Consider the following 25558-nt stretch of genomic DNA (forward strand, 5'->3'; position numbering starts at 1 on the left):
AAATATAAACATTTTTTATTTTTTAAAAACAATTAATTTACTGATTATATAATTCAATACGATCACAACCACCTGAGCGATCAGCTTCACTGCCATGCTGTTAAATCCAAGCCAGGTAATGAATACTGCAAGGATCGCTTCTTCCACAACCAGAGTAAAGAGTCTTCCTCCGAAAAACGAAGCCATCTGCTTTAAAAATCCGGCTGCCGAATCTACCTGACCGTCGAATACCCAGGTCCTGTTTGTAAAATACTGAAACAGTACGCAGACTACCCAGCAGATCACATTGGCGATCAGCGCATTTATTCCGAGCATGCCGTCCAGCCATGCATACAGTGCTATATTCAGAAAAAATGTGATCCCGCCAAAGAACAGATACATCAGAACTTCCTTATGTTTTTTATAAAAAGGTTCAAATATGTTCAATACAGGAAGATGCATCAGTCTGTCAAAAATGTCTCTTTTTTCCTCCATATCCATATCCTTTCTTCTTTGTCATATGTAAACTTGTATACTATAGCAAAAAATATCCTGGATGTCAACGCATTCCAGGATATTTCTATAGTTTGTTTCTTTAATGTTTTTATCTATATTCTGTCATCAGTTTGTAAAGACCTTTTACAAAAATTTCGGTCATTTTCTGCAGACTCTCAATGCTTAAAAATTCATTTGCTTCATGAGCCAGTTCTTCCTCATACGGAAACAGCGGCCCAAATGCCACAGCATTAGGAAGTGCCCTTGCATAGGTAGCTCCGCCAATAGCCATTGGCTCTGTATCCATATCCCCTGTCACTTCCTGATAGGCCTCCATCAGACACCGGATCAGTGCTGAGTCCTTTTTATGGTACACCGGAGCCAGATAATCTACTTCATTATAAAAGAAGCCATATTTTTTCAGCTGTCTCTCCAGCAGCTCCCGAATATCATTATACTCCACAGATGCAGGATAACGAATATTACACTGCAGAAAAATCCTTCCATTTTCATCCATATTCACAGTTCCCACATTAAACGTCAGTGCCCCTGCGGAATCCTCCATGGCACAGCCCAGACGCTCTCCGTCATAATCCATTCCTATGGCCTGATGAAAACATTTCATATAAGAAGCATGAGAAAGTTTTTCGCCAAATTGTCCCAGCGTTTCCAGAAGACAGGAAACTGCATTAAACCCTTTTTCCGGACTCATACAATGTGTACTGATCCCTCTGACTGACAATTTCAAAAATCCATCTGTGATCTTTGCTGTAACCTGTTCCGGAAGCGCAATGCTTTTTACTGCCGCCTTCGGATCTTCACATTTCAGAAGACAGGACGCCTCGTCCGGAACAATATTTCTGCTACGTCCACCTTTTAATTCCACAATTTGTATCTCTGCTCTTTCATCCACAGATTCCACAGAAGAAAGATCAAAGTCAAGAAGTCCTTTTTCGCAGTATAAAAGTGGAAAATTAGCATCTGGTACGATAGATACCTGTGGAAGTATTTCTGCATGATCCAGATAATAACGAATACATTGCCAGCTCTCTTCCTCATCGGTTCCCACAATCATGCGAAGACAGGTATCTTTTGGAATCAACTGATTATCTGCAAGATATTTCATAGCAAAAAGTGAAGACACCAGAGGGCCTTTATCATCTGAAGTTCCTCTTCCATAAAGCTTTCCATCTTTTTCCACAGGATCAAACGGATCTGTGTTCCATCCCTCTCCTGCACTGACCACATCTGTATGGCAGAGGATTCCGATCATCCTGTTTCCCTCTCCGGCAGTGATCTCTCCGGCATAACCATCATAATTTTTTACCTGAAATCCCATTTGCTGTCCCATTCTAAGGACGTACTCCAGAGATTTTTGGATATTTTTTCCAAAAGGTGCTCCTTTAGATGGTGCATCCTCAAAAATCCCGGGAATAGCTACCAGTTCTTTTAGACATCTGACCATTTCCGCTGTATTTTTTTCTACATATTCTCTAGCCATTTATTTATCACCTTTTTTTACCAGTCTCCACACCAGATACAGGATTCCGGAAACCAGCATTCCATTGATAAAAGAAATTCCCACAGTCAAAAACGTAGCTGCAAAACCAAGAGCCCAGGTCACGATTCCAGCCACTGACCATCCTTCACGTAATGTAAAGTTCTCTGCTTTTCCTTTCCCAAGGCTCCAGTATTCCACAATAAACAGAGCAATGATCGGCATAAACGCATTTCCAAGAAGTGTAAGAAATCCCTCAAAATTTCCGGCTACACCAACAGCTGCCAGAACTGTTCCCACAGCTCCAAGTATAACCGTTGCCATAGAACGGCCGCTTTCTTTCAGATTGAATACCATAACTGCATTTAAGCCTGCACTGTAGGCATTGGTAGTATTCGTTGTCCAGGTTGCTAGGATCAGTACGACCATTCCAAGGAACGGAAGGCCAATATTAGAAAATACAAGTGAAATGTCATACTGCTGGGCAATTCTCGTCATTACCGCTCCGAGAATAAGCATAGCCATTCCTGCCGGCATCACACCGATAGCAGAAGAAAGGACTGTATCTTTTCTTGTTCTCTGATATCTGGTAAAATCAGGTGCATTCAAGGCGCCGGTGGCCATAAAACTGATAGTAAGTACAACTCCATCTGCAAAGCTCATGGCCGGATCTTCGATAGTCATACTTAAATTTCCGGTTCCGAAACGCTGGATTGCTACCACACACCCGATCACAGTTACGATCACAAGTGCAGGAATGGCAATCTTATTCAGTTTATCCAGAGCATTGATTCCATATACAGCTGTAACCAGCATGATTATTCCCCACACAACCGTTGATACCGGAATCGGGATTTTTACTCCTGTGCTTGCTTCGATCAGATTGGAAAATGCAGAGCCACAGACACCGTTCTGCACTGCAAACCAACCGATCATGGAGATCATAAATAATGCAGAGATCAGCTTTGATGATCCCTGTTTTCCAAAAACGCCAGATGCAACAACACATGTCGGTACACCAAGATCACTTCCCATGATTCCACAAAATATCATCAACGCCACGATCACTGCATATCCGATTACCCCTGACCAGATGGCCTGAGACATCGGCATAGACTCTGCCAGGATTCCTCCCAGCATCAGACTGGGCACACAGATCATAATTCCCGCCTGGATCATGGCAACATCTGCCCAGCTTTTTCTCTCTTCCATCGGAACCTGTTCCAATGTGACAGATTCCACATTTCCTGTTTTCTTTTCCTGTTCCACTCTCATACCTCTTTATTCTTTTTTATCTCCAGCATAGATTCGATCCGCACAGCCAGAGAAATGATCTCATGAAAAAGCAACGGCTGTTCTTCCACATCAAGATAATTTCTCAGACGGTTAATACGATAACGGATCGTATTCTCGTGCTGTTTCAGTTTTTTGGCAGTTTTTTTAAAATCTCCATTGCACTGTACATACGCCCTTGTTGTAAGAAGCATGTCCTCCATGCCTTCTTCCGTTGTTTTCGCCGCAATCTCTCGACAAAATTCGTCATAAAATTCCTGCATTTCCCGACTTCCCCTGATAGGCAAAAGAAGCTGCTGCGGAGACAATGGATCATAGACCTGCTGCCTCCGGTCCGATGCCTGTGCCATGTCCAGGGCGTCTCCTGCTTCAAGAAGTGTTCGTTCTACTCTGTATCTGGCATAAGGTCTGCCAATTCCAAGTCTGCGGTTATGATAGCTTCTCAAAAGCTGTTCACACACTACATTTTTATGCTGTTCCAGTTCCTTCCTGGAATCTGCACTCAAAATACAGATATCATAGTTATCCGCCGGAATAAATATATCAAAAGATGAACAGACTTCTCCTGTTTTTTTTCTTTGTGTGATCTTCCGCCGTTCATCCCGGATATAAACAGCCTGTACGTACTCCCTGATCCCCGGATTAATGCTAAAAAGGATCTTCATTCGCTCCTGGGGCAGAGTCCTCGATGCTAGGATCTTATCCAGTTTCAGCTGATTAAGCACATTTGTCTGTTCTTCCAGGATACATTGATTAATAACTCCAAGGACCTCTGCATAAGAAATATCTTCCCTCATACAGATCACAGGAAACTGCTTCTCTTCACAGAAAGCAAGCATTTCTTTCGAAAAAAGCTCTGCTCTCTCCTCCATCATCACACAGAGCCCACTGCAGTTTCCTTTTACAAGAAGCGCCAGAACCTGCATCAGTTCTTCTGATTTCGGCTGAAACTGCAAAAGAGATGTGATAAAAAAATCTCCAGGTGCCAGAATATCTTTCTCCAGCACATCCTCTTTAAATGGCGCATCAAAAACAGATGCCCGCTTTACGATCCGGCCAAGTCCGGCCCGTCCTGACAAAATTTTTACATTCTCAAACAAAGGTGCATTTAAAACCTGCAATAAAGATATGTTCATATTATTTATTCTCTGAATGCAGCCAGCTCTTTCAGATATGGATCTGTTATTCTCCCTTCATCCATGATCTGTACACCATCAAGCCATACAGAAGAATTCAGGCAAATGCCATCACAGTGGGATTTTGCATCCTGTCCGTGCGGCGGAGCGTCAAATGGGCTGACATAACCAATTCCCCACTCTGTGGATCCCCATACACGCTCATCCTCCACAATATTGCCGGTAAGAACCGCTCCTGGATTAAACCCATACGCAATATGTGCAAGCTTGAACATTCCCTCATCTTCAAAGCTTTTCAAATGCTCTTCAAAAATGGCTGCATCACGGCCTCCTTCAATTTTTACGATTTTACTGTTTTCAATTGTAAGACGGATCGGCGCATCCGGTGTGGTTCCAAAAGGTGGGGTTACAGATCCGTCAAAAACGATCACGCCATTGATGCTTCCAAATCGCGGCACAACATTGATCTGTCCTGTAAGCATATGGATTCCTGGTACTGTTGCGTTTCCGCAGTCACATGCTGTATAATGGCCAGGATCGATTTCAAATGATATATCACATCCAGCCGGAGTTGTGACACGCATGTTCTTTGCATTTTTTGTTTTTTCAGTGATCGCAAGCATAAATTTTTTGAGCTGCTCTGTCTCCACATTGCCGATGGTACGGATCATGAGGTCAGGGTTAAAATCTACCAGACACATGTAACGCATTTTTTTGTTCTCTGCTTCTGCACGCTCAAATGGTGTGGAATAAAGAAGCCACTGATGATTAAATTCGATCCATACATCTGCACAGAGAAGTGCTGCACTTAACGCATCGACCGGAAGATCCGGATCTGCTGCTTTTCCTACTCCCCCTGGTGTGGGAACTGAAATTACCATTGCATGTGCTCCTGCATTTTTTGCACTGTTTTTTACTGCTTCTACAACCGATGCATCCGAATCATCATCTGCTGTGATGATCACAGTTTCTTCAGGCTTCACGCCAAAAATTTCTTTTACCAGCTTATCTGCTGCTGTTTCAAGTGTGATATCCATGTTTTTTCCTTTCCAATTCGTGGTGTCCCGAAAAATATTTATCTGATCTTTAACTTTTCCAGGTCACTGTAATTGTTTAACATGATAGCACAGTGATTTTTTAATTTGTATGGAATTATTCCAAAATACAGAACAAAAATTTGTAATTTTTTCAAAAAATAAGCCATGGCTTATTTTTTGCCATGGCTTATGGAGATCATCATTTATGCTTTTATCGCCCAGCGCATCTTCGTTGATCTGGCACGTCCATTCTGAGCGCATTCCTGAGCAGACGGTCGGATCACATCTTTGGAATAATCAGAATAAATTCCTTCTTTGTATCCCTGTTTCAGTGCTTTCTTTACCAGTTTGTCTTCTCCGGAATGGAAGGTAAGGATTGCCACACGTCCGCCTGGTTTCAAAGCTCCGGGGAGTTTTTCCATAAAATCATAGAGAACTTCGAATTCCCGGTTCACATCAATACGCAGTGCCTGGAAGACTCTCTGGCATGTTTTTTTGACCGTGTCTTTTTTCTCTTTTTCCGGAAGGAAATCCAGAGTCTTTTCGATCACTTCCCGAAGTTTCGTGGTGGTATCTATGCGGTTGCCCTTACGAATCTCATCGGTGATGGCTTTGGCGATTTCCTCACAGTACGGCTCATCGGAATTCTCATCCAGCATTCCGGCAAGTTCTTCTCTGGAAATGGTATCCAGACGCTCCGCCGCACTGATCCCGGACTCCTGGTTCAGTCTTAGATCCAGAGGTCCGTCCACTTTAAAAGAAAAACCTCTCTTTGGATTGTCGATCTGCATGGAAGATACCCCAAGATCCGCCAGGATAAAATCAAAGCCCCCGACTTCTTTCGCGATCTCATCAATGGTGCAGAAATTCTGGAGCTTAATTGTCAGGATATCTTCCCCGAAGCCCTGCTCTGCCAGACGTTTTCTGGTCTTGGCAGACTCTTCCGGGTCCACATCTGTGGCATACATATGGCCCTGGCCTTTCAGACATTCCAGCATAGCTCTGGTATGTCCACCGTATCCAAGTGTGGCATCAAATCCAACCTGCCCCGGCTTGATCTCCAGAAAATCAATGATCTCTTTCACCATAATGGAAATATGCATTCCAGCCGGTGTATTCCCCTTGCTGATCACATGTTCAATGGTATCTTTATATTTCTCAGGCTGAAGCTCTTTATATTTCTCCTCAAATTTCTTCGGATATTTTCCTTTATATCGTACACGCCTCTTATGCGGTGTCTGTGATTCCTGGTTCATAAAATTCTCCTTATCCTCTGGCATGATCTGCCCTGTTTCTTTCATGATACCATGAATCCCTTTTTTCGTAAACTGTCGGAATCATCGCAAACGGAAAACTTCCAGCTATGCGGCAGAAAATCTCTCTGTATAATACTTCTTCAGATACTCATAAAAATGATCTCTATCTATATGATATTCCTCCGGGACGTCAAAGAGGAGTTTTTCCAGCATCTCATCCATAATCCCTCTGGCTTCTTCCAGGCTCATCCCTGCGTTCAGATGTTTTCCCAGATACATGTTGGAAATATAATCATAGATCGGGTAATATTTTTCCGGGTTCTCCGATGTCTTTTCATCGTAGTAATCGTGGTACTGCTCATCCATCAGCGTCAGGATCGTTGTTGCATAGTTGTCATCCTGATTATATTCATCCAGCTGTTTTGCATAATATCCCAGACTGTGATTCACATAATCATCCAGAGAATAATTGTCCATGCATTCGATCATTATTTTATGAGCATTGCTCTGCATCTGATAGGCAATATCCTTTTCCTCATAATCAAAAAGGCTTACCGCAAACAGGGAATTGATTGCCTCCGCATTGGGAACATCATAATAATTCAGTCCCGCAAACTGAATGTATACTTTGTTTCCATCTTCATCTGTATAATGGCTGTCCCGCAGACAATGGCTCAGTTCATGAAAGATCACCTGATAATCCCAGGTTCCTTCTTCGTATTCTTTATCTTTCAGCACATAAATCTTGTTCTCTGATTTCACGTAGCATCCACAGGAATAAACATCCCAGCTGACTTTCAACAGTTCATCCTCGGTACATTCCACAACTTCCAGGCTCTGAAGATTCTGATAAAAAGGGCGAAGTTCCACATCCGGATATTTTTCGAACATACGTTTGCAGTATTCTTCCATAAGTGGTTTAAAGTTATCCGGGATTTTCGGATTCTGCCGGATCACCTCCTCAAAATCCTGAAGGCTTTTTTTCTCAAAGGAAATAGCCTTTTCAATATAATCCATGTCGTAAATATACAACCGGTGAGTCATATCTCTGTGATCCAAATACGTATCCAGCTCAAACGCTTTCTTCTCTTCTTCCTCTGAAACTTCTTCGTTCTCCGCAGCTGGCTCATCTTCAGAATCTATCCCCGCAGAATCTGCCCCGGAATTGGCGGATGCATGAAAATCTTTTTCAAATTCTTTTGCTGCCTGTCTGGTTCTGATCACAGAAGGCACGATAACTATTCCTGCCAGAATACACAGAAGCACTCCAGTAATAATAAAAATTTTCTTTTTCATAGTTCTTTCCCCTGTATAAAAAAAGCTCCTGACAATCTGTATTTCTACAGACTGCCAGAAGCTTTCTATGCTTGATCAGGCTGAAGTTTCAGCCTTGAAGCAATGTGAAGTTCTGCTTAGGCGTTCTTCTTAGCGATTGCTGCCTGTGCTGCTGCAAGACGAGCGATCGGTACACGGAACGGTGAGCAGGATACATAGTCAAGTCCGATCTCGTTGCAGAACTCTACGGAAGACGGATCTCCGCCGTGCTCACCGCAGATACCTACGTGAAGTTTCGGGTTAACCGGTTTTCCAAGCTGGATTGCCATCTTCATAAGTTTACCAACGCCAACCTGATCAAGTTTAGCGAATGGATCGTTCTCGAAGATCTTAGCATCATAGTATGCGTTAAGGAACTTACCAGCATCATCACGGGAGAATCCGTATGTCATCTGTGTAAGGTCGTTTGTACCGAAGCAGAAGAAGTCAGCCTCTTTAGCGATATCATCAGCTGTAAGAGCTGCTCTCGGGATCTCGATCATAGTACCAACCTCGTACTCAAGGTCAGAACCAGCTGCTTTGATCTCAGCATCTGCTGTCTCTACAACGAATTTCTTAACATATTTAAGCTCTTTGATGTCACCAACAAGCGGAATCATGATCTCCGGTTTGATGTTCCAATCCGGATGATTCTTCTTAACGTTGATAGCTGCACGGATAACAGCGCTTGTCTGCATCTTAGCGATCTCTGGGTAAGTAACAGCAAGACGGCATCCACGATGTCCCATCATCGGGTTGAACTCGTGAAGGGAAGCGATGATTGTCTTGATCTGCTCAACAGTCTTGCCCTGAGCGTCAGCCAGTTTCTTGATGTCCTCTTCCTCTGTAGGAACGAACTCATGAAGTGGCGGATCAAGGAAACGGATTGTTACAGGATTTCCTTCAAGTGCCTCATAGAGTTTCTCGAAGTCTCCCTGCTGCTCCGGAAGGATCTTAGCAAGTGCTGCTTCTCTCTCCTCTACTGTCTCAGAGCAGATCATCTCACGGAATGCATCGATTCTGTTGCCCTCGAAGAACATATGCTCTGTACGGCAAAGACCGATTCCCTCTGCACCAAGCTCACGAGCTTTCTTAGCATCAGCAGGAGTATCAGCGTTTGTACGAACTTTCATTGTTCTGTACTTGTCAGCCCATCCCATGATACGTCCGAACTCACCAGCGATCTTAGCATCTACAGTCGGGATAAGTCCGTCATAGATGTTACCTGTTGTACCATCGATGGAGATTGCATCTCCCTCATGGAACTCTTTACCAGCAAGTGTAAATTTCTTGTTCTCCTCATCCATAGCGATGTCGCCACATCCGGATACACAGCAGGATCCCATACCACGAGCAACTACGGCTGCGTGAGATGTCATACCACCACGAACTGTCAGGATACCCTGAGCAGCTTTCATACCTGTGATATCCTCTGGGGATGTCTCAAGACGAACAAGAACAACTTTCTCTCCTCTTGCAGCCCACTCAACAGCGTCCTCTGCAGAGAATACGATCTTACCGCAAGCAGCTCCTGGAGAAGCACCAAGACCTTTACCCATCGGTGTAGCAGCTTTAAGAGCAGCTGCATCGAACTGCGGATGAAGAAGTGTATCAAGGTTACGAGGATCGATCATTGCAACAGCCTCTTCCTCAGTTCTCATTCCCTCATCAACGAGGTCACAAGCGATCTTAAGAGCAGCCTGTGCAGTTCTCTTACCATTACGTGTCTGAAGCATATACAGTTTACCATGCTCTACAGTAAACTCCATATCCTGCATGTCTCTGTAATGTTTCTCAAGAGTCTCGCAAACCTGTTTGAACTGTACGAATGCTTCCGGGAACTTCTGCTCCATCTCGGAGATGTGCATAGGTGTACGAACACCAGCAACTACGTCCTCGCCCTGTGCATTGGTAAGGAACTCACCGAACAGACCGTTAGCACCTGTAGCAGGGTCACGTGTGAAGGCAACACCTGTACCACAGTCATCACCCATGTTACCGAATGCCATCATCTGTACGTTAACAGCTGTACCCCAAGAATATGGGATATCGTTGTCACGACGATATACGTTCGCACGTGGGTTGTCCCAGGAACGGAATACGGCTTTGATCGCACCTACAAGCTGCTCCTTCGGATCAGTTGGGAAATCAGCACCGATTTTAGATTTATACTCAGCTTTGAACTGGTCAGCAAGCTCATGCAGGTCAGCAGCTGTAAGCTCAACGTCCTGCTTAACACCTCTCTTAGCTTTCATCTCATCGATGAGCTCCTCGAAGTATTTCTTACCAACTTCCATAACTACATCAGAGTACATCTGGATGAATCTTCTGTAGCAGTCCCAAGCCCAACGCTCATTGCCTGATTTCTCAGCAAGAGTGTTAACAACTTCTTCATTTAAACCAAGGTTGAGGATTGTGTCCATCATACCAGGCATAGATGCTCTCGCACCAGAACGAACGGATACAAGCAGAGGATTTTCTTTGTCACCGAATTTCTTACCGGTAACTCCTTCCATCTTGGTAATTGCTTCCATGATCTGAGCCATGATCTCATCGTTGATGGATCTGCCATCCTCGTAGTACTGTGTGCAGGCCTCTGTTGTGATTGTGAAGCCCTGCGGTACAGGAAGACCGAGGTTTGTCATCTCAGCAAGGTTGGCACCTTTGCCGCCCAGAAGATTTCTCATAGTAGCATTACCTTCTGTAAACATGTAAACCCATTTTGCCATTTTACATTTTCCTCCTAATTATTGTTCTTTAAAACATAAAAAATGTATGTTTTCTACGCACATAATTATTTTATAGATTTATCCTTCATTAGTCAAGGTTATTCTTCCAAAAAACAGCAATTTCTCTTGTGAAATATGACAGATTTTCCAGTTATATTTTTCACAGATTGTATTTTTCTCGTTATCATCTGAAAAATGTGCTAAAATAGAAAAAAACATGCAGCAATTCCGAGGTAATATTACCCGAATGCTGTCATACAGGAGGTTTATCATGACACGAACGATTGAAAATAGCTTTCTTAAGATTTCCGTTTCCGATCACGGTGCTGAACTCACCGGCATCTATGACAAGACTAATGACAGGGAGATCCTCTGGCAGGCAGATCCGGCTTACTGGAAACGCCATGCGCCTGTACTTTTTCCCAACGTGGGACGTAACTACAAAGATATCTGGCGTCTGAACGGAAAGGAATATCCTTCCAGCCAGCACGGCTTTGCAAGAGACAGCGATTTTATCTGCACGGATATCACCGATACTTCCCTTTCCTTTGTCCTTAAGTCCTCTGAAGAAACCCTGAATGTTTATCCGTTTGCTTTCGCTCTGAAGATCACCTACACTCTGAAGAAGCACGACCTGGAAGTATGCTGGGAAGTAGTTAATAATGATTCTGAAACTATGTATTTTACCATCGGCGGCCATCCGGCATTCCGTGTTCCGGTACGTGAAGGCGAATCCCAGAGTGATTACCGTCTTGCTTTTGAAGGCCTGGACACTCTTACCTATCTCCTTATCGATACGTCTGTAGGAACAGTCCTTGCTGACGAGCCACATACACTTTCCCTTGAAAACGGAACCTGTTCCATTGCTCCTCACATGTTTGATAAAGACGCTCTTGTTTTTGATAACGGCCAGATCCAAAAGGCCGGTATCCTCTTCCCGGACGGAACTCCATATCTGACACTTACCAGTGAGGGCTTCCCGAATTTCGGTATCTGGTCCGTACCCGGTGCTCCCTTCGTATGCCTGGAGCCGTGGATGGGACGCTGTGATGACTGTGGTTTTGAAAAGCCTCTTTCCGAAAAAGCAAATATCAATGTGCTGAAACCGGATGAGGAATTTATCAAGAGCTATCAGATCACCGTACACTGAGCTATGATAAAAAAGATCCGCCATACATCGGCTTTTTCAGCTGTCTGTATGACGGATCCTTTTATTTATCTTACTGTCTCAATACGCTCTTATTCTCTCACAAAATGATACTGATAAGCTCTGTACTCCCCAAACTCTGCAGGAAGCGGCATTCCACCATGCATCAGAGCAGCTCCGGAATAGATCCTGCCGGTAGTCTGTTCCTTATAAAGTGCACTCTCATCAAGGCCGCGAAGCTGCACATAATTCACAGTCATATTTCCATGGATCTCCTCCATGACAACATTGAGCAGAACTTCTTCCTGAGAATTTCCAACGATCTCCCATGCACAGACCTCACTCTTAAACGGATCTGTCAGGCGATAGTACCGTCCGTTCTGGATCAGTGGCGCATATTTACGGAATTCCCCGATCTGGCTGCGGACCTCGTCTTTTTCTTCCTCAGTCAACTTCAGAAGATCCAGCTCGTAGCCGAAGGTTCCGGACATGGCAACCACACCTCTGGTATGTAACGGGGTGATCCTTCCTGTCTGATGGTTCGGCACTGCAGACACATGTGCTCCCATGGCCGATACCGGATATCCGAAGGAAGTGCCATACTGGATCCGAAGCCTGTCAATAGCATCAGAGTTGTCGCTGCACCAGATCTGCGGTGTGTAATACAGCATGCCTGCGTCAAATCTTCCACCACCGCCGCTGCAGCCCTCGATCAGAAGATCCGGATAACGGTTCACCATACGGTCCAGAAAATCGTACAATCCCAGGACATAATCATACATTACACGTCCCTGATCCTTTGTCATTACGGAAAATACATCCATCAGGCTTCGATTCATGTCCCATTTAACGTACTCAATATTGGCATTATCCAATACCGCACTGATCTGTCCAAAAATTCCGTCTACAACTTCTTTTCTGGAAAAATCAAGTACCAGCTGATTTCTGGATCTCACTGGATTTCTTCCCGGAATCATAAGTGCCCAGTCCGGATGCTCGCGGTAAAGATCACTGTCCTCAGAGATCATCTCCGGCTCAATCCAGATACCGAATTTCACTCCGAGATCATTGACTCTTTTTACCAGTCCGCCGAGAGTCTCTCCAAGCTTCTTCTCATTGACATACCAGTCCCCAAGACCACTGTTGTCATCGTCACGTTTTCCAAACCAGCCGTCATCCAGAACCAGCATATCGATACCAAGGCTCCTTGCCTCTTTTGCCAGATTATATAAAGTCTCCCCTGTAAAATCAAAATATGCTGCCTCCCAGCTGTTTACCAGCACCGGACGAACCTCTGTCTTATATTTACCACGGCAGATATGATGACGGATGCAGCTATGCAGATTCTGGGAAAGACGGTTCATTCCCTGATCTGTGTAGCTTAAGATCACCTCAGGTGCATAGAAGGTCTCCCCAGCTTCCAGCGGATACCGGAAGCACTCCTCCTGTACACCAAGGAGCATTCTTGTCTGATTGTACTGATCTTTAAGAACCTCACCCTGGAAATTCCCACTGTATACAAAGGACATAGCATAGCAGCCTCCATGATCCTCTGTTGTGTCCTTCTCTGCCAGGATCATCATCGGATTATACTGATGGCTGGATGTGCCACGGACACTGCCGATCATCTGACTTCCATGAGCCACCGGTACTCTCTGCAGATTCCGCTCCATGGCATGTCTTCCGTAAAAAGTAAGCAGGTCATAATCTCCGTAAAGAAAATCCAGTTCTGCGGACATCACCTTGTTCACATAGATCTTCTCACTGCTCTGATTGCGGACATAGACGCTTCTTGTAATGATATCCAGTTCCGGAAGTACACCGTAAAGAAGCATGGCCTCCACGCCGGTAGCCGGATCCTCCAGAACGATCTCCAGTGTCTGTGCCTCCTCATTATCCGCATAAACCGCCGGAAGCCCCGGAAGGCTGTATTTACCGTCACGGATAGTATAGTTCTTGTAACGCATATCACAGCTCATGCTTCCGTCACCGTTTTCCAGCATCAGTGATGCACTGCGGAAATCTCCGTTTCCGTAGCAGGAAAGCTCCTGTGGAAGAGAGTCCATGGAATAGGTTCTGTCTGTTCCCGCATCATAGGGATTTCCGGAAAATCCTCTGTCATAGTAAGTCAGAAGATAATCCATGCAGCCTTCTGCCTTTTTACCATAATAGAGATGAAGAAGAAATCCGTACTGATCCACCTGCATCTGATATGTAGTTTCTTTTGTCTGCAGGGTAAACGTTCTGTCTTTCTCGCAGTAGATGATTCCCATATGTGAATCCTCCTTTTTCTTGTGTTTTTATTTTACGGCACCGTTTACAACACCATTTAAAATGTGCTTCTGGCAGATCAGATAAAACAGAAGGATCGGAAGCAGTGCCAGCAGATAAGAGGCAAACGCAAGGTTATAGTTTGTTCCGAACTGAGTCTGGAAATTCAGCTGTGCCAGAGGCAATGTGGTTCCACCCGTAGATCCGGACATGATAACCAATGGAGTCATAACATCATTCCAGGTTCCAAGTGCTGTCAGAACTGCCACTGTGGCATGCATCGGCTTCATGATCGGAAAGATGATCTTCCAATATGTTTTCCAGGTGCTGGCTCCATCCACACAGGCAGCCTCCTCAAGGGCCATTGGAATGTTTGTCAGATATCCGGAATAAAGAAGCACGTTCATAGGCATATAAAATACCGTATAAAGAATGATCACACCGACTTTGTTATCAAGGCCCATCTCAGCAGTCTGCTTTACAAGCGGCATCATCAGGATAGCAAACGGAACAAACATACCGCTCACTACATAGAGATAGATAAATTTATAAAATTTACTTCTCTTGTTTCTGGCTATAGCATAACCTAAAAGTGAATGAATTACAATAGCAAGAACCACTGTGATCACAGTGATCAATACACTGTTTCCAAGAGAATGCCAGAAGTCTGTTACCTCCATAGCTTCCCTGAAATTGGCAAGACTGAATTTCTCTGGCAGAGACAGGATCCCGGCTACACTGTTGGTCATCTCTGTCGGCTGCTTGAATGCGATCACAATTGTCATATAAAGCGGAAATACCACTGTGATAAGGCCAAGGATCAGAAGGATCGTTACCGGCCAGTTCGCTTTTTCTCTTATTTTCGTTTTCATTACAGCTGCTCCTCCTTTTTCCCTGTGATAGTCAACTGCACTGCAGAAATGATCACGATCACAATAAAGAATATCACTGCATTGGCACTCTGGAATCCAAACTGTCCTCCACTCATACCATTGTTATAGATCAGATAGGAAATGGATTCTGTACTCTGTGCAGGACCACCCTTTGTCAAAGCCATGATCTGATCAAATACCATCAGGAAGTTTTTCACACAGAGAACCATGTTGATGCTGAAAAACGGAACGATCAGCGGGAATGTCAGGTAACGGAACTTACTGAATCCGGTAGCACCATCAATAGCGCCTGCCTCGTATACATCCTCCGGCACTGTCTGGAGGCCCGAAATATAGATAATGGTATTCATTGCGATGGACTGCCATGCACAAACGATCACGATGGCTACCCATGCAAGGCTCGTACTGGAAAGCATGCTGGAAGACAATGTTTTATTTCCGATCATCTTTCCGAATGCAGGCAGGATATATGTAAAGAAATAATTGAAAATATATCCTACGACCAGTGCGCCAAGTACATTAGGAATAAAATAAGCTCCACGCATTGCACTCTTGAAACGGATCTTGCTGTTCAGTCCAAGTGCCAGGATCAGGCTGAGTACATTCGTTACGATAGTTGCCACGATGGCCAGCTTAAAGGTAAACAGATAGGAACCGCCAACACGGCTGTCTGTAAAAAGATCCTTATAGTTTCGAAGTCCTACCCAGTCATAGCTTCCATAGCCTTTAAAGTTCGTAAAGCTGTAGATCACACCCTTGATCAGAGGCAGTGTGTTAAAGCAGAAAAATAATGCCACGATCGGAATGGTGATCAGAAGAAAGGTCAGCTTTCTTCCACTCATAGATTTTTTTCCCATGATCAGTTCTCTCCTTCCCCGTTCTTCTCCTCATAGTCCTGTACTTTACGGATAATGTCACGGTTATATCTTGTCCAGTCTGTATCAAATTTTTTCAGGAATGCATCTTTATCCTTTTTCATCAGGAAGGTCTGGATCTGTGCATCCACAGCCATCTCTGTAGGATAATAATGATCCTGGTAGTCGGCCATCCTTCCCTCTTCTATATATTCCTTCATACCATCCAGAGTAGAGGGAAGTGTGAAATCACCCTCTTTACAGGGAACTGCCTTCTGGTCATCCAGATATGTCTGTATATTCTCATCCTCAAGAAGGAAATCCAGCACTTCATATGCAGCTTCCTTATTCTCACAGTCATCCATCACACAGAACTGAAGGTCAACTCCGGAATTCAGTTTGTTTTCTGACGGATCATTGCTTGCAGGTGTCACAAAGGAATCAATATCCATATCCGGATTTACACTCTGGATCTGCGGGATCGCATAGCTTCCGATGGGATACATGGCAGCTTCCCCTTTTGCAAAAGCGGTGCAGGCACCATTGTAATCATAGGCAAAGGGATCATCCGGTCCATACTGGATAAGCTCCAGCATACGGTCTGCTACTTCCTGATACTCTTTTTCAAAAGTAGTGTTTCCCTGGTTTACCTGACGGCATACATCAGATGGTGCAAGGTCTACCGCAATGGAATTCCACGGTGCAAGACAGGTCCAGGTATCTTTAAATCCGAAATAAAGCGGCTGGATACCTGCATCCTGAATTTCCTGGCAAAGGCTCATAAATTCATCCCATGTAGTCGGGATCTGCCAGCCATGCTCCTTGAAAAGCTCACGATTGTAAAGGATTCCGGCGGCATTGGCCACGTAAGGAACCGCATAGACTCCGTCTTCCGGAACGAATTCCAGCGCTTTATCAATTTCTTTATAAGCATCTTTGATCGAATCCAGTCCCTGATAATCGGAAATATCCATCAGCATATCAGAATCAATAAAATTGGAAAAGTTAACATCGCCTCCGATTCCAATGATATCCGGATTATCCTCACGGATAAATCTTGTCTTCAATACAGTCATAGCATCGTTTGGTGATTCGATGGTAAGATGGATATCATCATGAGTGGCATTGAATTTTTCTTCCAGTTTTTCAAATGCCTTAACCGCTTCCGGTTTATACTGCACAAGTTCGATCTCTGTCTTTCCGCTGTCCTTTTTACCTGTGCCGCATCCGCTCAATGTAACGGAAGCTGCCGTGGTAAAGGCAAGTCCCATACAGAGGATCCATTTACTTCTGTTGCGCATCTTGTTATTCTCCTTCCTTTTCCCTTTATTTGATAAGTCGGATATCACCCGTTTTAGCTAAAATGGTTATTTCGGGTTCTCCAATACTTATTCTCTGGTTTCTTTTTTCTGAAAGCTATTTTAACATAGCTTTATGCTTGCATAAATAGCAGCGTTTTTCTTGTTTTATATCAAAATGCAATTTTTCTCTGTCTTCATTAAAGTCATCTAGCATTTTGATATATTCTATACCTATATCACTACTTTTATCTAAAATTAGTATATTCCTGATTCATCGAAAATCAATAGGTTTCTCGCGAAACTTAATTTTCTCACAAAGTTTTCTCGATTATTTTTCTCTTTTTTGTATATTTTACAGGCTGTTTTTGTAATTGCATTTTTATACATATATTGATGTTCCCTGATGTTTTAATATATAATGTTACTGAAACCAGACAAAATCATACGCCTAAAGGATAAAAATATGAATGACCTTCTCTTCTCCGTTTTTCCAAATGAAAACTTTGTTGATATCGGACTATACCAATATGGCTGGGAGCACTGCGCTCCGGCACATTCATTCGGCCCGGCAGCACGAAACCATTATATTTTTCATTATGTGATCTCCGGTACAGGAACTCTGATGGCAGACAATTCCGCAGGAGAGACCATCACCTATCAGGTAAAAAGCGGCCAGGGTTTCATGCTTTTTCCCGGTCAGATCAACACCTACATTGCAGATACCGACTTTCCATGGGAGTACACCTGGGTGGAATTTGACGGGCTCCGGGCAAAAGAGATCGTGGAAACTGCAGGTTTAAGTCCGGACCATCCGGTCTATCACAGCCACTCTGCAGATCTCCGCCAGAAAATGATGGAGGAAATGCTTTATATCAGCCATAATTCCCAGGAATCACCCTTTCATCTTATCGGACATACCTGGCTTTTTCTGGATTACTTTATGCGCTCTACTGAAACTGTCCGCATGAAACAGGATGGAAGTATCCGTGATTTTTATATCAAGGAGGCGCTCTCTTTTATTGAACAGAATTTCCAGAATGATATTTCCATTGAGGATATCGCAGCCTGCTGCGGCCTGAACCGAAGCTACTTCGGTAAGATCTTCCACGACACCATCGGACGTTCTCCCCAGGAATTCCTGATCAGCTATCGCATGACCAAAGCTGCAGAACTTCTTAAGATCACAGCCCTGTCTATCGCAGATATCGGAAATGCAGTCGGATATCCCAATCAGCTGCATTTTTCCCGGGCTTTCAAAAATGTATACGGAATGTCGCCAAGAAACTGGCGAATGAAAAACAGACTTATTGAAAAAAAGCCTCCGGCCAGAAAATAGCCGGAGGTTTTTTATTAAAAAATGTATTTACTTAAAATGTAAATTTATCAGCAAAGTATGCATCAAGCTCATCGATCTTCACACGTACCTGCTCCATAGTGTCACGGTCACGGACTGTAACTGCACCGTCATTCTCAGACTCGAAGTCATAAGTGATACAGAACGGAGTACCGATCTCATCCTGTCTGCGGTAACGTTTACCGATATTTCCACGATCATCGTACTCACAGTTGTACTTCTTGGAAAGCTGCTGGTAGATCTTCTCAGCACCCTCGTTAAGCTTCTTGGAAAGCGGAAGCACACCGATCTTAACCGGTGCAAGCACCGGATGGAAATGAAGGACTGTACGGACATCGTTCTTCTCTTCATCCAGAACTTCCTCATCGTAAGCGCTGCAGAGGAAAGCAAGTACCATACGGTCTGCTCCAAGTGATGGCTCGATAACGTATGGGATATATTTCTGTTTCTTCTCATCATCAAAGTATGTGAGATCCTGGCCGGATACATTCTGATGCTGTGTCAGATCATAATCTGTTCTGTCAGCGATTCCCCAGAGCTCACCCCATCCGAATGGGAAAAGGAATTCCACATCTGTGGTAGCCTTGCTGTAGAAGCTCAGCTCTTCCTTATCATGGTCACGGTAACGAACCTCATCATCCTTAAGTCCGAGAGCACTCAGCCAGTCAAGGCAGAACTTCTTCCAGTATGCAAACCACTCAAGATCTGTATCCGGCTCGCAGAAGAACTCAAGCTCCATCTGCTCGAACTCACGGGTACGGAATGTGAAGTTACCCGGTGTGATCTCGTTACGGAAGGATTTACCGATCTGGCCGATACCAAACGGAATCTTTTTACGAGATGTTCTCTGTACGTTCTTGAAGTTTACGAAAATACCCTGTGCAGTCTCCGGTCTTAAATATACAGTATTCTTGGCATCTTCGGTAACACCCTGGAATGTCTTGAACATCAGGTTGAACTGACGGATATCTGTGAAGTTGTGTTTACCACAGCTCGGACATCCTACCTCGTGTTCTTTGATGAAGTCCATCATCTTCTCCTGGGACCATGCATCTACGCTTCCCTCAATGGCAATGTCATGCTCTGCACAAAAGTCCTCAATGAGCTTATCTGCACGGAAACGCTCGTGGCACTCTTTACAGTCCATAAGAGGATCAGAAAATCCGCCAAGATGTCCGGAAGCGATCCATGTCTGCGGGTTCATAAGGATCGCACAGTCAACACCTACATTGTACGGAGACTCCTGAATGAATTTCTGCCACCATGCACGTTTTACGTTATTTTTAAGCTCTACACCGAGATTTCCATAATCCCATGTGTTTGCCAGGCCGCCGTAGATCTCGGAACCCGGGTAAACAAATCCTCTGGCTTTTGCAAGAGCTACGATCTTTTCCATTGTCTTTTCCATGATTTCTCTCCTCTTGACTTGCAGCTGTTCCGCCAAATGCGTCCGGAAAGCTCCGGAAAAAGCTGCTTTTTTACATTTTTGGTCTTATTATACTAGTATCCTCATGATTTTTCAAGGATATTTCCATTTGCATTGCATCCTGTCCTGCTTTTGAAAAATAAATCGTTACAGTTATTCCGCAGCTGGCAGGGATCTATCTCATCATTTCCAGGATCTCCAGACTTTTAAACCGCTTGTCTGTATTCAGCTCCGTATACCGGTAAATGTGGCGTTCCAGTTCCCGCAGCACATCATCCCGCACTGTAAACGTATACAGCTTTGCCAGGGGGGACACGGCTATGTAACGCATGGCATACAGGGCAGCCGCTGAGATCCGTTTCCTGTCCATGGCCATCCTGCTGCAGTCTGCACACAGGATCCCATGCTCGTCCTGGGAGAAAAAAAGTTCTCCGGTTTCTTCCTCCGTAAGCTCTCTCCCGCAGCCCGCACACTGGAACAGCTGCGGCATCACGCCCTGGATCACCATAGTCCGCAGTTCATAGATACAGCGCACCAGCCGGTCTTCTATATGAGGATTCAAAATGGCTTTGATGGTCACATAGAGAAGATTCATCATTTCCTTCTCATCCGCTCCCTCTTTGCCAAAATAGTCTGCCAGCTCCAGAAAATAATATCCGTAGTAAACTCCCGGCTGCTGGGTGGCCAGTTCCACAAAATGATGCTGTACGCTGACCTGGTTGAGATTATAACTTGTCCTTCCCTCATAAAGGGTAAAACTTCCGAATACAAACGGATTGGCTGCTGCCATAAACGGACTGTTCTGCCGCCTTGCTCCCTTGGCAAAGGCGGAAATCTTTCCCCTCTCTCTTGTGAGAAGGACGATCCGCTTGTCATAGTCGCCTACCGGCATGGCAGAAAGCACCACTCCCTGTACGGTAATCAGATCACTCATTTTCAGATTTCTTTCTTATCATATCCAAAGTTCTTGATCAGGAAATCACTGTCTCTCCAGTTCTTAGTCACCTTGACCCAGAGCTTCAGGTTTACCTTTGCTTCCAGCATACGCTCCAGCTCATAGCGGGCATTGCTTCCGATCTTTTTCAGCATGGCACCCTGTTTTCCGATGATGATGCCTTTGTGGGAATTACGCTCGCAGATGATGGTCGCATCAATATCTATGATGTTGCTTCTTCCCGGACGTTTCTTCATCCGGTCGATGGCAACGGCGATTCCGTGAGGGATCTCCTCATCCAGTGCATGCAGAGCCTTCTCACGGATGATCTCTGCGGCGATCTGGCGCTGAGGCTGGTCGGTAACTGTATCCTCATCATAGAACATCGGTCCGTACGGAAGATATTTGAAAATACTTGGAATGATATCCTGTGTGTTTTTTCCGCGGAGGGCAGAGCAGGGAATGATCTCTGCAAAATCACAGATCTTACGGTAGGTATCGATGGCAGGAAGAAGTTCTTCTTTCTTTACGGTATCAATCTTGTTGATGATAAGGATCACAGGAACTCCCACTTTCTGCAGCTGCTCGGCAATGTGGCGCTCTCCTGCACCTACAAATGTGGACGGCTCCACCAGCCACATAATAGCATCTACTTCCTTCAGCGTTCTCTCCGCAACCTGCACCATGTATTCTCCAAGCTTGTTTTTTGCCTTGTGGATACCTGGTGTGTCCAAAAATACGATCTGTCCCTCATCACAGGTATATACGGTCTGTATCTTGTTTCTGGTTGTCTGTGGCTTGTTTGATGTGATGGCGATCTTCTGTCCGATAAGATGGTTCATCAGCGTGGATTTTCCAACATTCGGTCTTCCGATGATCGCAACAAAGCCTGATCTAAAATTATTATCCATTCTTTATCCTCTCATAATCCTTTCACAGCCTGCTATCCCATTTAACGGACAGCAGGCTTTGTTTCTCATCAGCCGATCAGTGGCTTCACTTCCATGAATACATCTTCCGCCTTCTCTATTGCAGTCTCACTTCCTACTACGCAGATCTGCTCATCAGAAAGTACTGCTTCTACAAGAGCTGCCAATTTCTGGATATCCTCCTTCTGCGCTCCGAGGATCTGATTTCTTTCCTTCTGGAGCATATCCTCTGTAACATTGGAGAAATATGCGGTTTTTGAGATACTTCCCTGCATCTGCGGAGTTCTCGGCACATCCTTGTTGCTGATCGTTCCGATGATATATTTTGTCATCTCACGCTCGTCTGCCTCAAAGGCACGGATATAATCCGGCACTCCCTGGTATACTTCCAGGGTTCTCTTTAGATGGGGATCACGGTAGGATACCAGGAAGCTCTCTCCGTTTCTCTTAAAGCCGCTCATGCAACCATACGCTCCACCCTTTACACGAAGGTTGATCCAGAGATAATCGTAGCTTAAGATCACTTTCAGGATCTCCAGTGCACCGGTATACTCCAGGCCTTTTTTGCGGAAGTTTCCGTTCTGTGCCACATACTGGACCTGGCCGGAGGTCTTGAAGGCTTCGTTTTTCTTTACGCACGGGGCCTGTTTCACGGGCTCCGGTTTCTGTCCATTAAACAGGACTTTCTTAATTTCGGCAGCCTGTGTTTTCACTGTATCCAGGGACTCTCTCTCTCCGGTGTAGCTTACACAGAAATTCTCCGGACGAAGAACCTCCTCCATCACTTTGCGGAGATTTTTTACGATCTCGTCCTTGCAGCTGTCAAAATCTTTTTCCAGTTTTTCGATAAACTGATAATATCCGATCCCTGCCATCTCATCCTGGAAGGCAGCCATCGGGGATGCATAGGAAGCACCGCGGAGAACGGCGGTGGAATGGCCTGCACTTGCAAGGCTGGCCTGGGCTCTGGATTTCACTCTGGCAATGATCTCATAGAGACGTTTGGTGTCTGTAAGTTTGGAAGTTGTAAGAACTTCACGGATCATGGAGAACATGAAATCCATCTCCGGATACAAAGCTTTGCCTCTTACAGCAAACATGGCACGGAATGCATCGGTATCCTGGGCATCATCAAAAACCTCGATTCCATAGGAAATGCCGCCGGTTCTTGCATTCACCTCATTGAACAGTTCACCATAACTGTAGTTTTCTGTATCCACTGCTCCAAGCACAGATTTTAAAAGTCCCAGATAATGGACAGTATTTACATCAAAGTCATGGATCTCAAAAAGAAGATCTGCATAACCGATTCCATTGGTGCATACATCATGATACAGAAACAGGCTGTCATCTACGTAATGTTCCTCATTTGTCAGTCCTGTGATCTCTTTTTTGATATCTTCTCTGGAAAGCATCGGGATACAGGTCAGTGCTTCCGGATCTTCCTCGGATTCCTGATAAGCTTCCAGGGCCTTTGTATTCTCTACCATCCGGGTAAGCTCTTCATCAGAAAGGCTCTTTCTGTAATTCTCCAGTTTTTCTTCCAGTTCTTTGTCTCTCTTAGCAGCAAGGCCTTTCTCCGGTACCAGGGAAAGGATCGCGCCATGGGTATTATCCAGAAGATATTTACGGATCAGATCCTCAAAATATCCCTCTTCCAGAGCTTTTTTGAGGAACTCAAATCCCTCAAGAAGCTGTACTTCACAGAACGGCTTTGTATCGTCATAAAGCCAGCTGCTTAAAATATCCAGGCCATACATCAGTCCCTTCGGATAGGAAGAGAAATCTGCCTCACGGAAACGGAATTCGTAGTAGTTGATTCCGGCTGTTACTGCCTTCTTGTCGATACCTTTCTCCATGATCTTTGTGAGGGTGTCACGGATCACTTTGACAAATTCCTCTTTCTGGCTTAAGTTGGCTCCCTTTGCCACGATGGAGAAATAGGTCTGTTTGATTCCATCCTCAAAGGAGCCATAGATATCCTTGCCGATCTTTGCATCCAGAAGTGCCTGTTTCAGCGGTGCACCCGGTGCGCTTAAAAGTGCGTAATCCAGGACTTCGAAAGCAAGACTTAAGTTGATATCTGCTGCCTCGCCCACAACCATATTGTAGGAAAGATAAGTGTTATCCTCTTCTCCTTCGTCCTCTGACACCGGATAATTTTTCTGGATATCTTTTACCTGGGCAAAAGCTTCCTGATCCCGGATCTGGGAATCAATGGCAAGGGAATCAAAGGCAGACAGATAATGGCTGTCAATAAACTCCAGTTTCTCCTCCATATCCATGTTTCCATAGAGATAGATAAAGCTGTTGGACGGATGATAGTACTGTCTGTGGAAATCCAGGAATTCCTCGTAACTGAGATCCGGGATATTTACAGGATCTCCGCCGGACTCACAGCCATAGGTGGTATCCGGGAACAGGGAATTCATGATCTCACGCTCCAGAACATCGTCCGGTGAGGAAAAAGCACCTTTCATTTCGTTGTAAACAACACCATTGTACTTCAGCGGTCCTTCTTTCTGTTCCAGATGATAGTTCCAGCCCTCCTGGCGGAAAATCTCCTCTTTTTTGTAAATGTTCGGATAGAACACCGCATCCAGATACACATGCATCAGATTCTGGAAATCCCGGTCATTACAGCTGGCTACAGGGTAGCAGGTTTTGTCCGGGTAGGTCATGGCATTGAGGAAGGTATTGAGAGATCCTTTTACCAGTTCCACAAAAGGATCCTTCAGCGGAAATTCCCTGGAGCCGCACAGTACACTGTGTTCCAGGATGTGGGCAACACCGGTGCTGTTCTTTGGCGGTGTACGGAATGCAATGTTAAAAACTTTATTCTCATCGCTGTTCTCGATGAGCATGACTCTGGCTCCTGTTTTTTTGTGTTTGAGAAGCCATCCTTTGGAATGAATATCCTGAATATCTTCTTCCTTCAGGACTTCATATGCGTTCAGATGATTGGGATTCATAAATTAGTAACCTCCTGAATGTTTCTTTTCACACCCGGTAAAAATCCCTTTTCAAAAAATCCCGGGATCTTTTGCCGGATGCATGGCAACAAAAGGCTGTCTGAGTATTCAGACAGCCTGAAACGGAAAACTTATTGCTTCCTAAATGCTTCCTTCATTGGGATAATACTGCCTGTAGATCTCTCTGGCAGCTCTTGTGATGATTCCAAGCTCAGCTTCCATTCCAAGATTAACCGGAAGCTCCACAGCTGTTTCCCTGATGTCTCTCTGGACTTTGGCCTTCGCACTGTCCTCCTTGATGTGGATCAAGCCGAAAATCGTTGTGTTATAGGATTTATCTGTCTGACAGAGATCCATGTAAACCAGAACCAGATGACAGCATTCCCGATAAAGAAGCTCCTCATAAAGACCGCCCTTTTCCTGGATCTCCTGGAATTTCAGCTTCTTAAGATACTTGCCGATCTCTTTCTTCGCGGCTCTTTCACCAAAGAATCTAGTAGCGGAATTCCGGTTAAACTCCATGGTCATCCAGAGACCGAGATAACCGTCTGCCCTGGTATCACCAGTCTCAGCTTTATCGCTGTAACGGATCTCCCAGAGTTCCTTGCGGATCCTGTTTTCTTCCGGTTCTTCTCCTGCTGCAATGGACTGCTCCAGAAGTTTCAGACGCTCCATGGGATCTTTCTCTCTATAGTATTTCGCAATTGTTGGTGTATCCATTCATTCTTCCTCCTGATATC

General features: G+C 44.7%; 19 protein-coding genes. 2 read left to right on the forward strand and 17 right to left on the reverse strand.

Going from position 1 to position 25558, the window contains the following annotated elements; translation table 11 throughout:
- Window positions 1–15 precede the first annotated feature (15 nt).
- From GPK81_RS11370 to ppdK, 8 genes are all read right to left on the reverse strand, one after another.
- Window positions 16–474, reverse strand: a complete 459-nt coding sequence (locus GPK81_RS11370) for a GtrA family protein (RefSeq protein WP_021977545.1) — start codon at window positions 472–474, stop codon at window positions 16–18.
- 109 nt (window positions 475–583) lie between these two features.
- A complete protein-coding gene (pepV, locus tag GPK81_RS11375) occupies window positions 584–1975 on the reverse strand; it encodes a dipeptidase PepV (protein ID WP_021977544.1) in 1392 nt (463 codons plus the stop codon).
- Window positions 1976–3241: a cytosine permease gene (locus GPK81_RS11380; protein ID WP_059085206.1), complete on the reverse strand. Its 1266-nt coding sequence runs from the start codon at window positions 3239–3241 to the stop codon at window positions 1976–1978.
- A gap of 2 nt (window positions 3242–3243) precedes the next feature.
- Window positions 3244–4401: a PucR family transcriptional regulator gene (locus GPK81_RS11385; RefSeq protein WP_021977542.1), complete on the reverse strand. Its 1158-nt coding sequence runs from the start codon at window positions 4399–4401 to the stop codon at window positions 3244–3246.
- Window positions 4402–4406: 5 nt separating this feature from the next.
- Window positions 4407–5438, reverse strand: coding sequence for a hypothetical protein (locus GPK81_RS11390; protein ID WP_021977541.1), 1032 nt, complete (start codon window positions 5436–5438; stop codon window positions 4407–4409).
- A 203-nt stretch (window positions 5439–5641) separates the two neighbouring features.
- A complete protein-coding gene (rsmH, locus tag GPK81_RS11395; RefSeq protein ID WP_215707052.1) occupies window positions 5642–6694 on the reverse strand; it encodes a 16S rRNA (cytosine(1402)-N(4))-methyltransferase RsmH in 1053 nt (350 codons plus the stop codon).
- Between the two features lie 105 nt (window positions 6695–6799).
- Window positions 6800–7990, reverse strand: coding sequence for a hypothetical protein (locus tag GPK81_RS11400; protein ID WP_215707053.1), 1191 nt, complete (start codon window positions 7988–7990; stop codon window positions 6800–6802).
- A gap of 116 nt (window positions 7991–8106) precedes the next feature.
- Window positions 8107–10737 (reverse strand): pyruvate, phosphate dikinase, encoded by a 2631-nt coding sequence (ppdK, locus tag GPK81_RS11405; RefSeq protein WP_110101998.1) that lies wholly within the window; start codon window positions 10735–10737, stop codon window positions 8107–8109.
- A gap of 271 nt (window positions 10738–11008) precedes the next feature.
- On the opposite strand from ppdK, the gene GPK81_RS11410 reads away from it, so the two are divergent.
- On the forward strand, window positions 11009–11887 hold the full coding sequence (locus GPK81_RS11410; protein ID WP_015525818.1) for an aldose 1-epimerase family protein: 879 nt from the start codon (window positions 11009–11011) through the stop codon (window positions 11885–11887).
- Between the two features lie 89 nt (window positions 11888–11976).
- On the opposite strand, the gene GPK81_RS11415 is transcribed toward GPK81_RS11410, so the two are convergent.
- Genes GPK81_RS11415 through GPK81_RS11430 form a run of 4 tightly spaced genes read right to left on the reverse strand, consistent with a single transcriptional unit; the run spans window position 11977 to window position 17203 of the window.
- Window positions 11977–14157: an alpha-galactosidase gene (locus tag GPK81_RS11415; RefSeq protein ID WP_021977262.1), complete on the reverse strand. Its 2181-nt coding sequence runs from the start codon at window positions 14155–14157 to the stop codon at window positions 11977–11979.
- Window positions 14158–14184: 27 nt separating this feature from the next.
- The gene (locus tag GPK81_RS11420) at window positions 14185–15027 is read right to left on the reverse strand and encodes a carbohydrate ABC transporter permease (RefSeq protein WP_021977263.1); all 843 of its coding nucleotides are present in this window, start codon (window positions 15025–15027) and stop codon (window positions 14185–14187) included.
- Window positions 15027–15905: a carbohydrate ABC transporter permease gene (locus tag GPK81_RS11425; RefSeq protein ID WP_092069381.1), complete on the reverse strand. Its 879-nt coding sequence runs from the start codon at window positions 15903–15905 to the stop codon at window positions 15027–15029. Before GPK81_RS11425 ends, GPK81_RS11420 begins: the two co-directional genes overlap by 1 nt.
- Window positions 15906–15907: 2 nt before the next feature.
- Entirely contained in the window at window positions 15908–17203 is a 1296-nt protein-coding gene (locus tag GPK81_RS11430; RefSeq protein WP_174087985.1) for an ABC transporter substrate-binding protein, read from the reverse strand.
- A gap of 463 nt (window positions 17204–17666) precedes the next feature.
- On the opposite strand from GPK81_RS11430, the gene GPK81_RS11435 reads away from it, so the two are divergent.
- A complete protein-coding gene (locus GPK81_RS11435) occupies window positions 17667–18539 on the forward strand; it encodes an AraC family transcriptional regulator (protein ID WP_022426301.1) in 873 nt (290 codons plus the stop codon).
- A 31-nt stretch (window positions 18540–18570) separates the two neighbouring features.
- Here GPK81_RS11435 and GPK81_RS11440 read toward each other — a convergent pair whose 3' ends face one another.
- The 5 genes from GPK81_RS11440 to GPK81_RS11460 all read right to left on the reverse strand — a co-directional run bounded on the left by GPK81_RS11440 (window position 18571) and on the right by GPK81_RS11460 (window position 25538).
- Window positions 18571–19965 (reverse strand): glycine--tRNA ligase, encoded by a 1395-nt coding sequence (locus tag GPK81_RS11440; protein ID WP_092069375.1) that lies wholly within the window; start codon window positions 19963–19965, stop codon window positions 18571–18573.
- Between the two features lie 193 nt (window positions 19966–20158).
- Window positions 20159–20917 (reverse strand): DNA repair protein RecO, encoded by a 759-nt coding sequence (recO, locus tag GPK81_RS11445; RefSeq protein ID WP_118071146.1) that lies wholly within the window; start codon window positions 20915–20917, stop codon window positions 20159–20161.
- A gap of 2 nt (window positions 20918–20919) precedes the next feature.
- The gene (gene era / locus GPK81_RS11450) at window positions 20920–21828 is read right to left on the reverse strand and encodes a GTPase Era (RefSeq protein WP_015525809.1); all 909 of its coding nucleotides are present in this window, start codon (window positions 21826–21828) and stop codon (window positions 20920–20922) included.
- Between the two features lie 68 nt (window positions 21829–21896).
- Window positions 21897–24818, reverse strand: a complete 2922-nt coding sequence (locus GPK81_RS11455) for an insulinase family protein (RefSeq protein WP_215707054.1) — start codon at window positions 24816–24818, stop codon at window positions 21897–21899.
- 141 nt (window positions 24819–24959) lie between these two features.
- Window positions 24960–25538 carry a DUF6553 family protein gene (locus tag GPK81_RS11460; RefSeq protein WP_215707055.1) on the reverse strand — a complete coding sequence of 193 codons (579 nt, stop codon included), beginning with the start codon at window positions 25536–25538 and terminating at the stop codon, window positions 24960–24962.
- Window positions 25539–25558: the final 20 nt, after the last annotated feature.

Origin of the sequence: Blautia sp. MCC283 (assembly GCF_018785565.1) — a bacterium.
Taxonomy (GTDB): domain Bacteria; phylum Bacillota; class Clostridia; order Lachnospirales; family Lachnospiraceae; genus Blautia_A.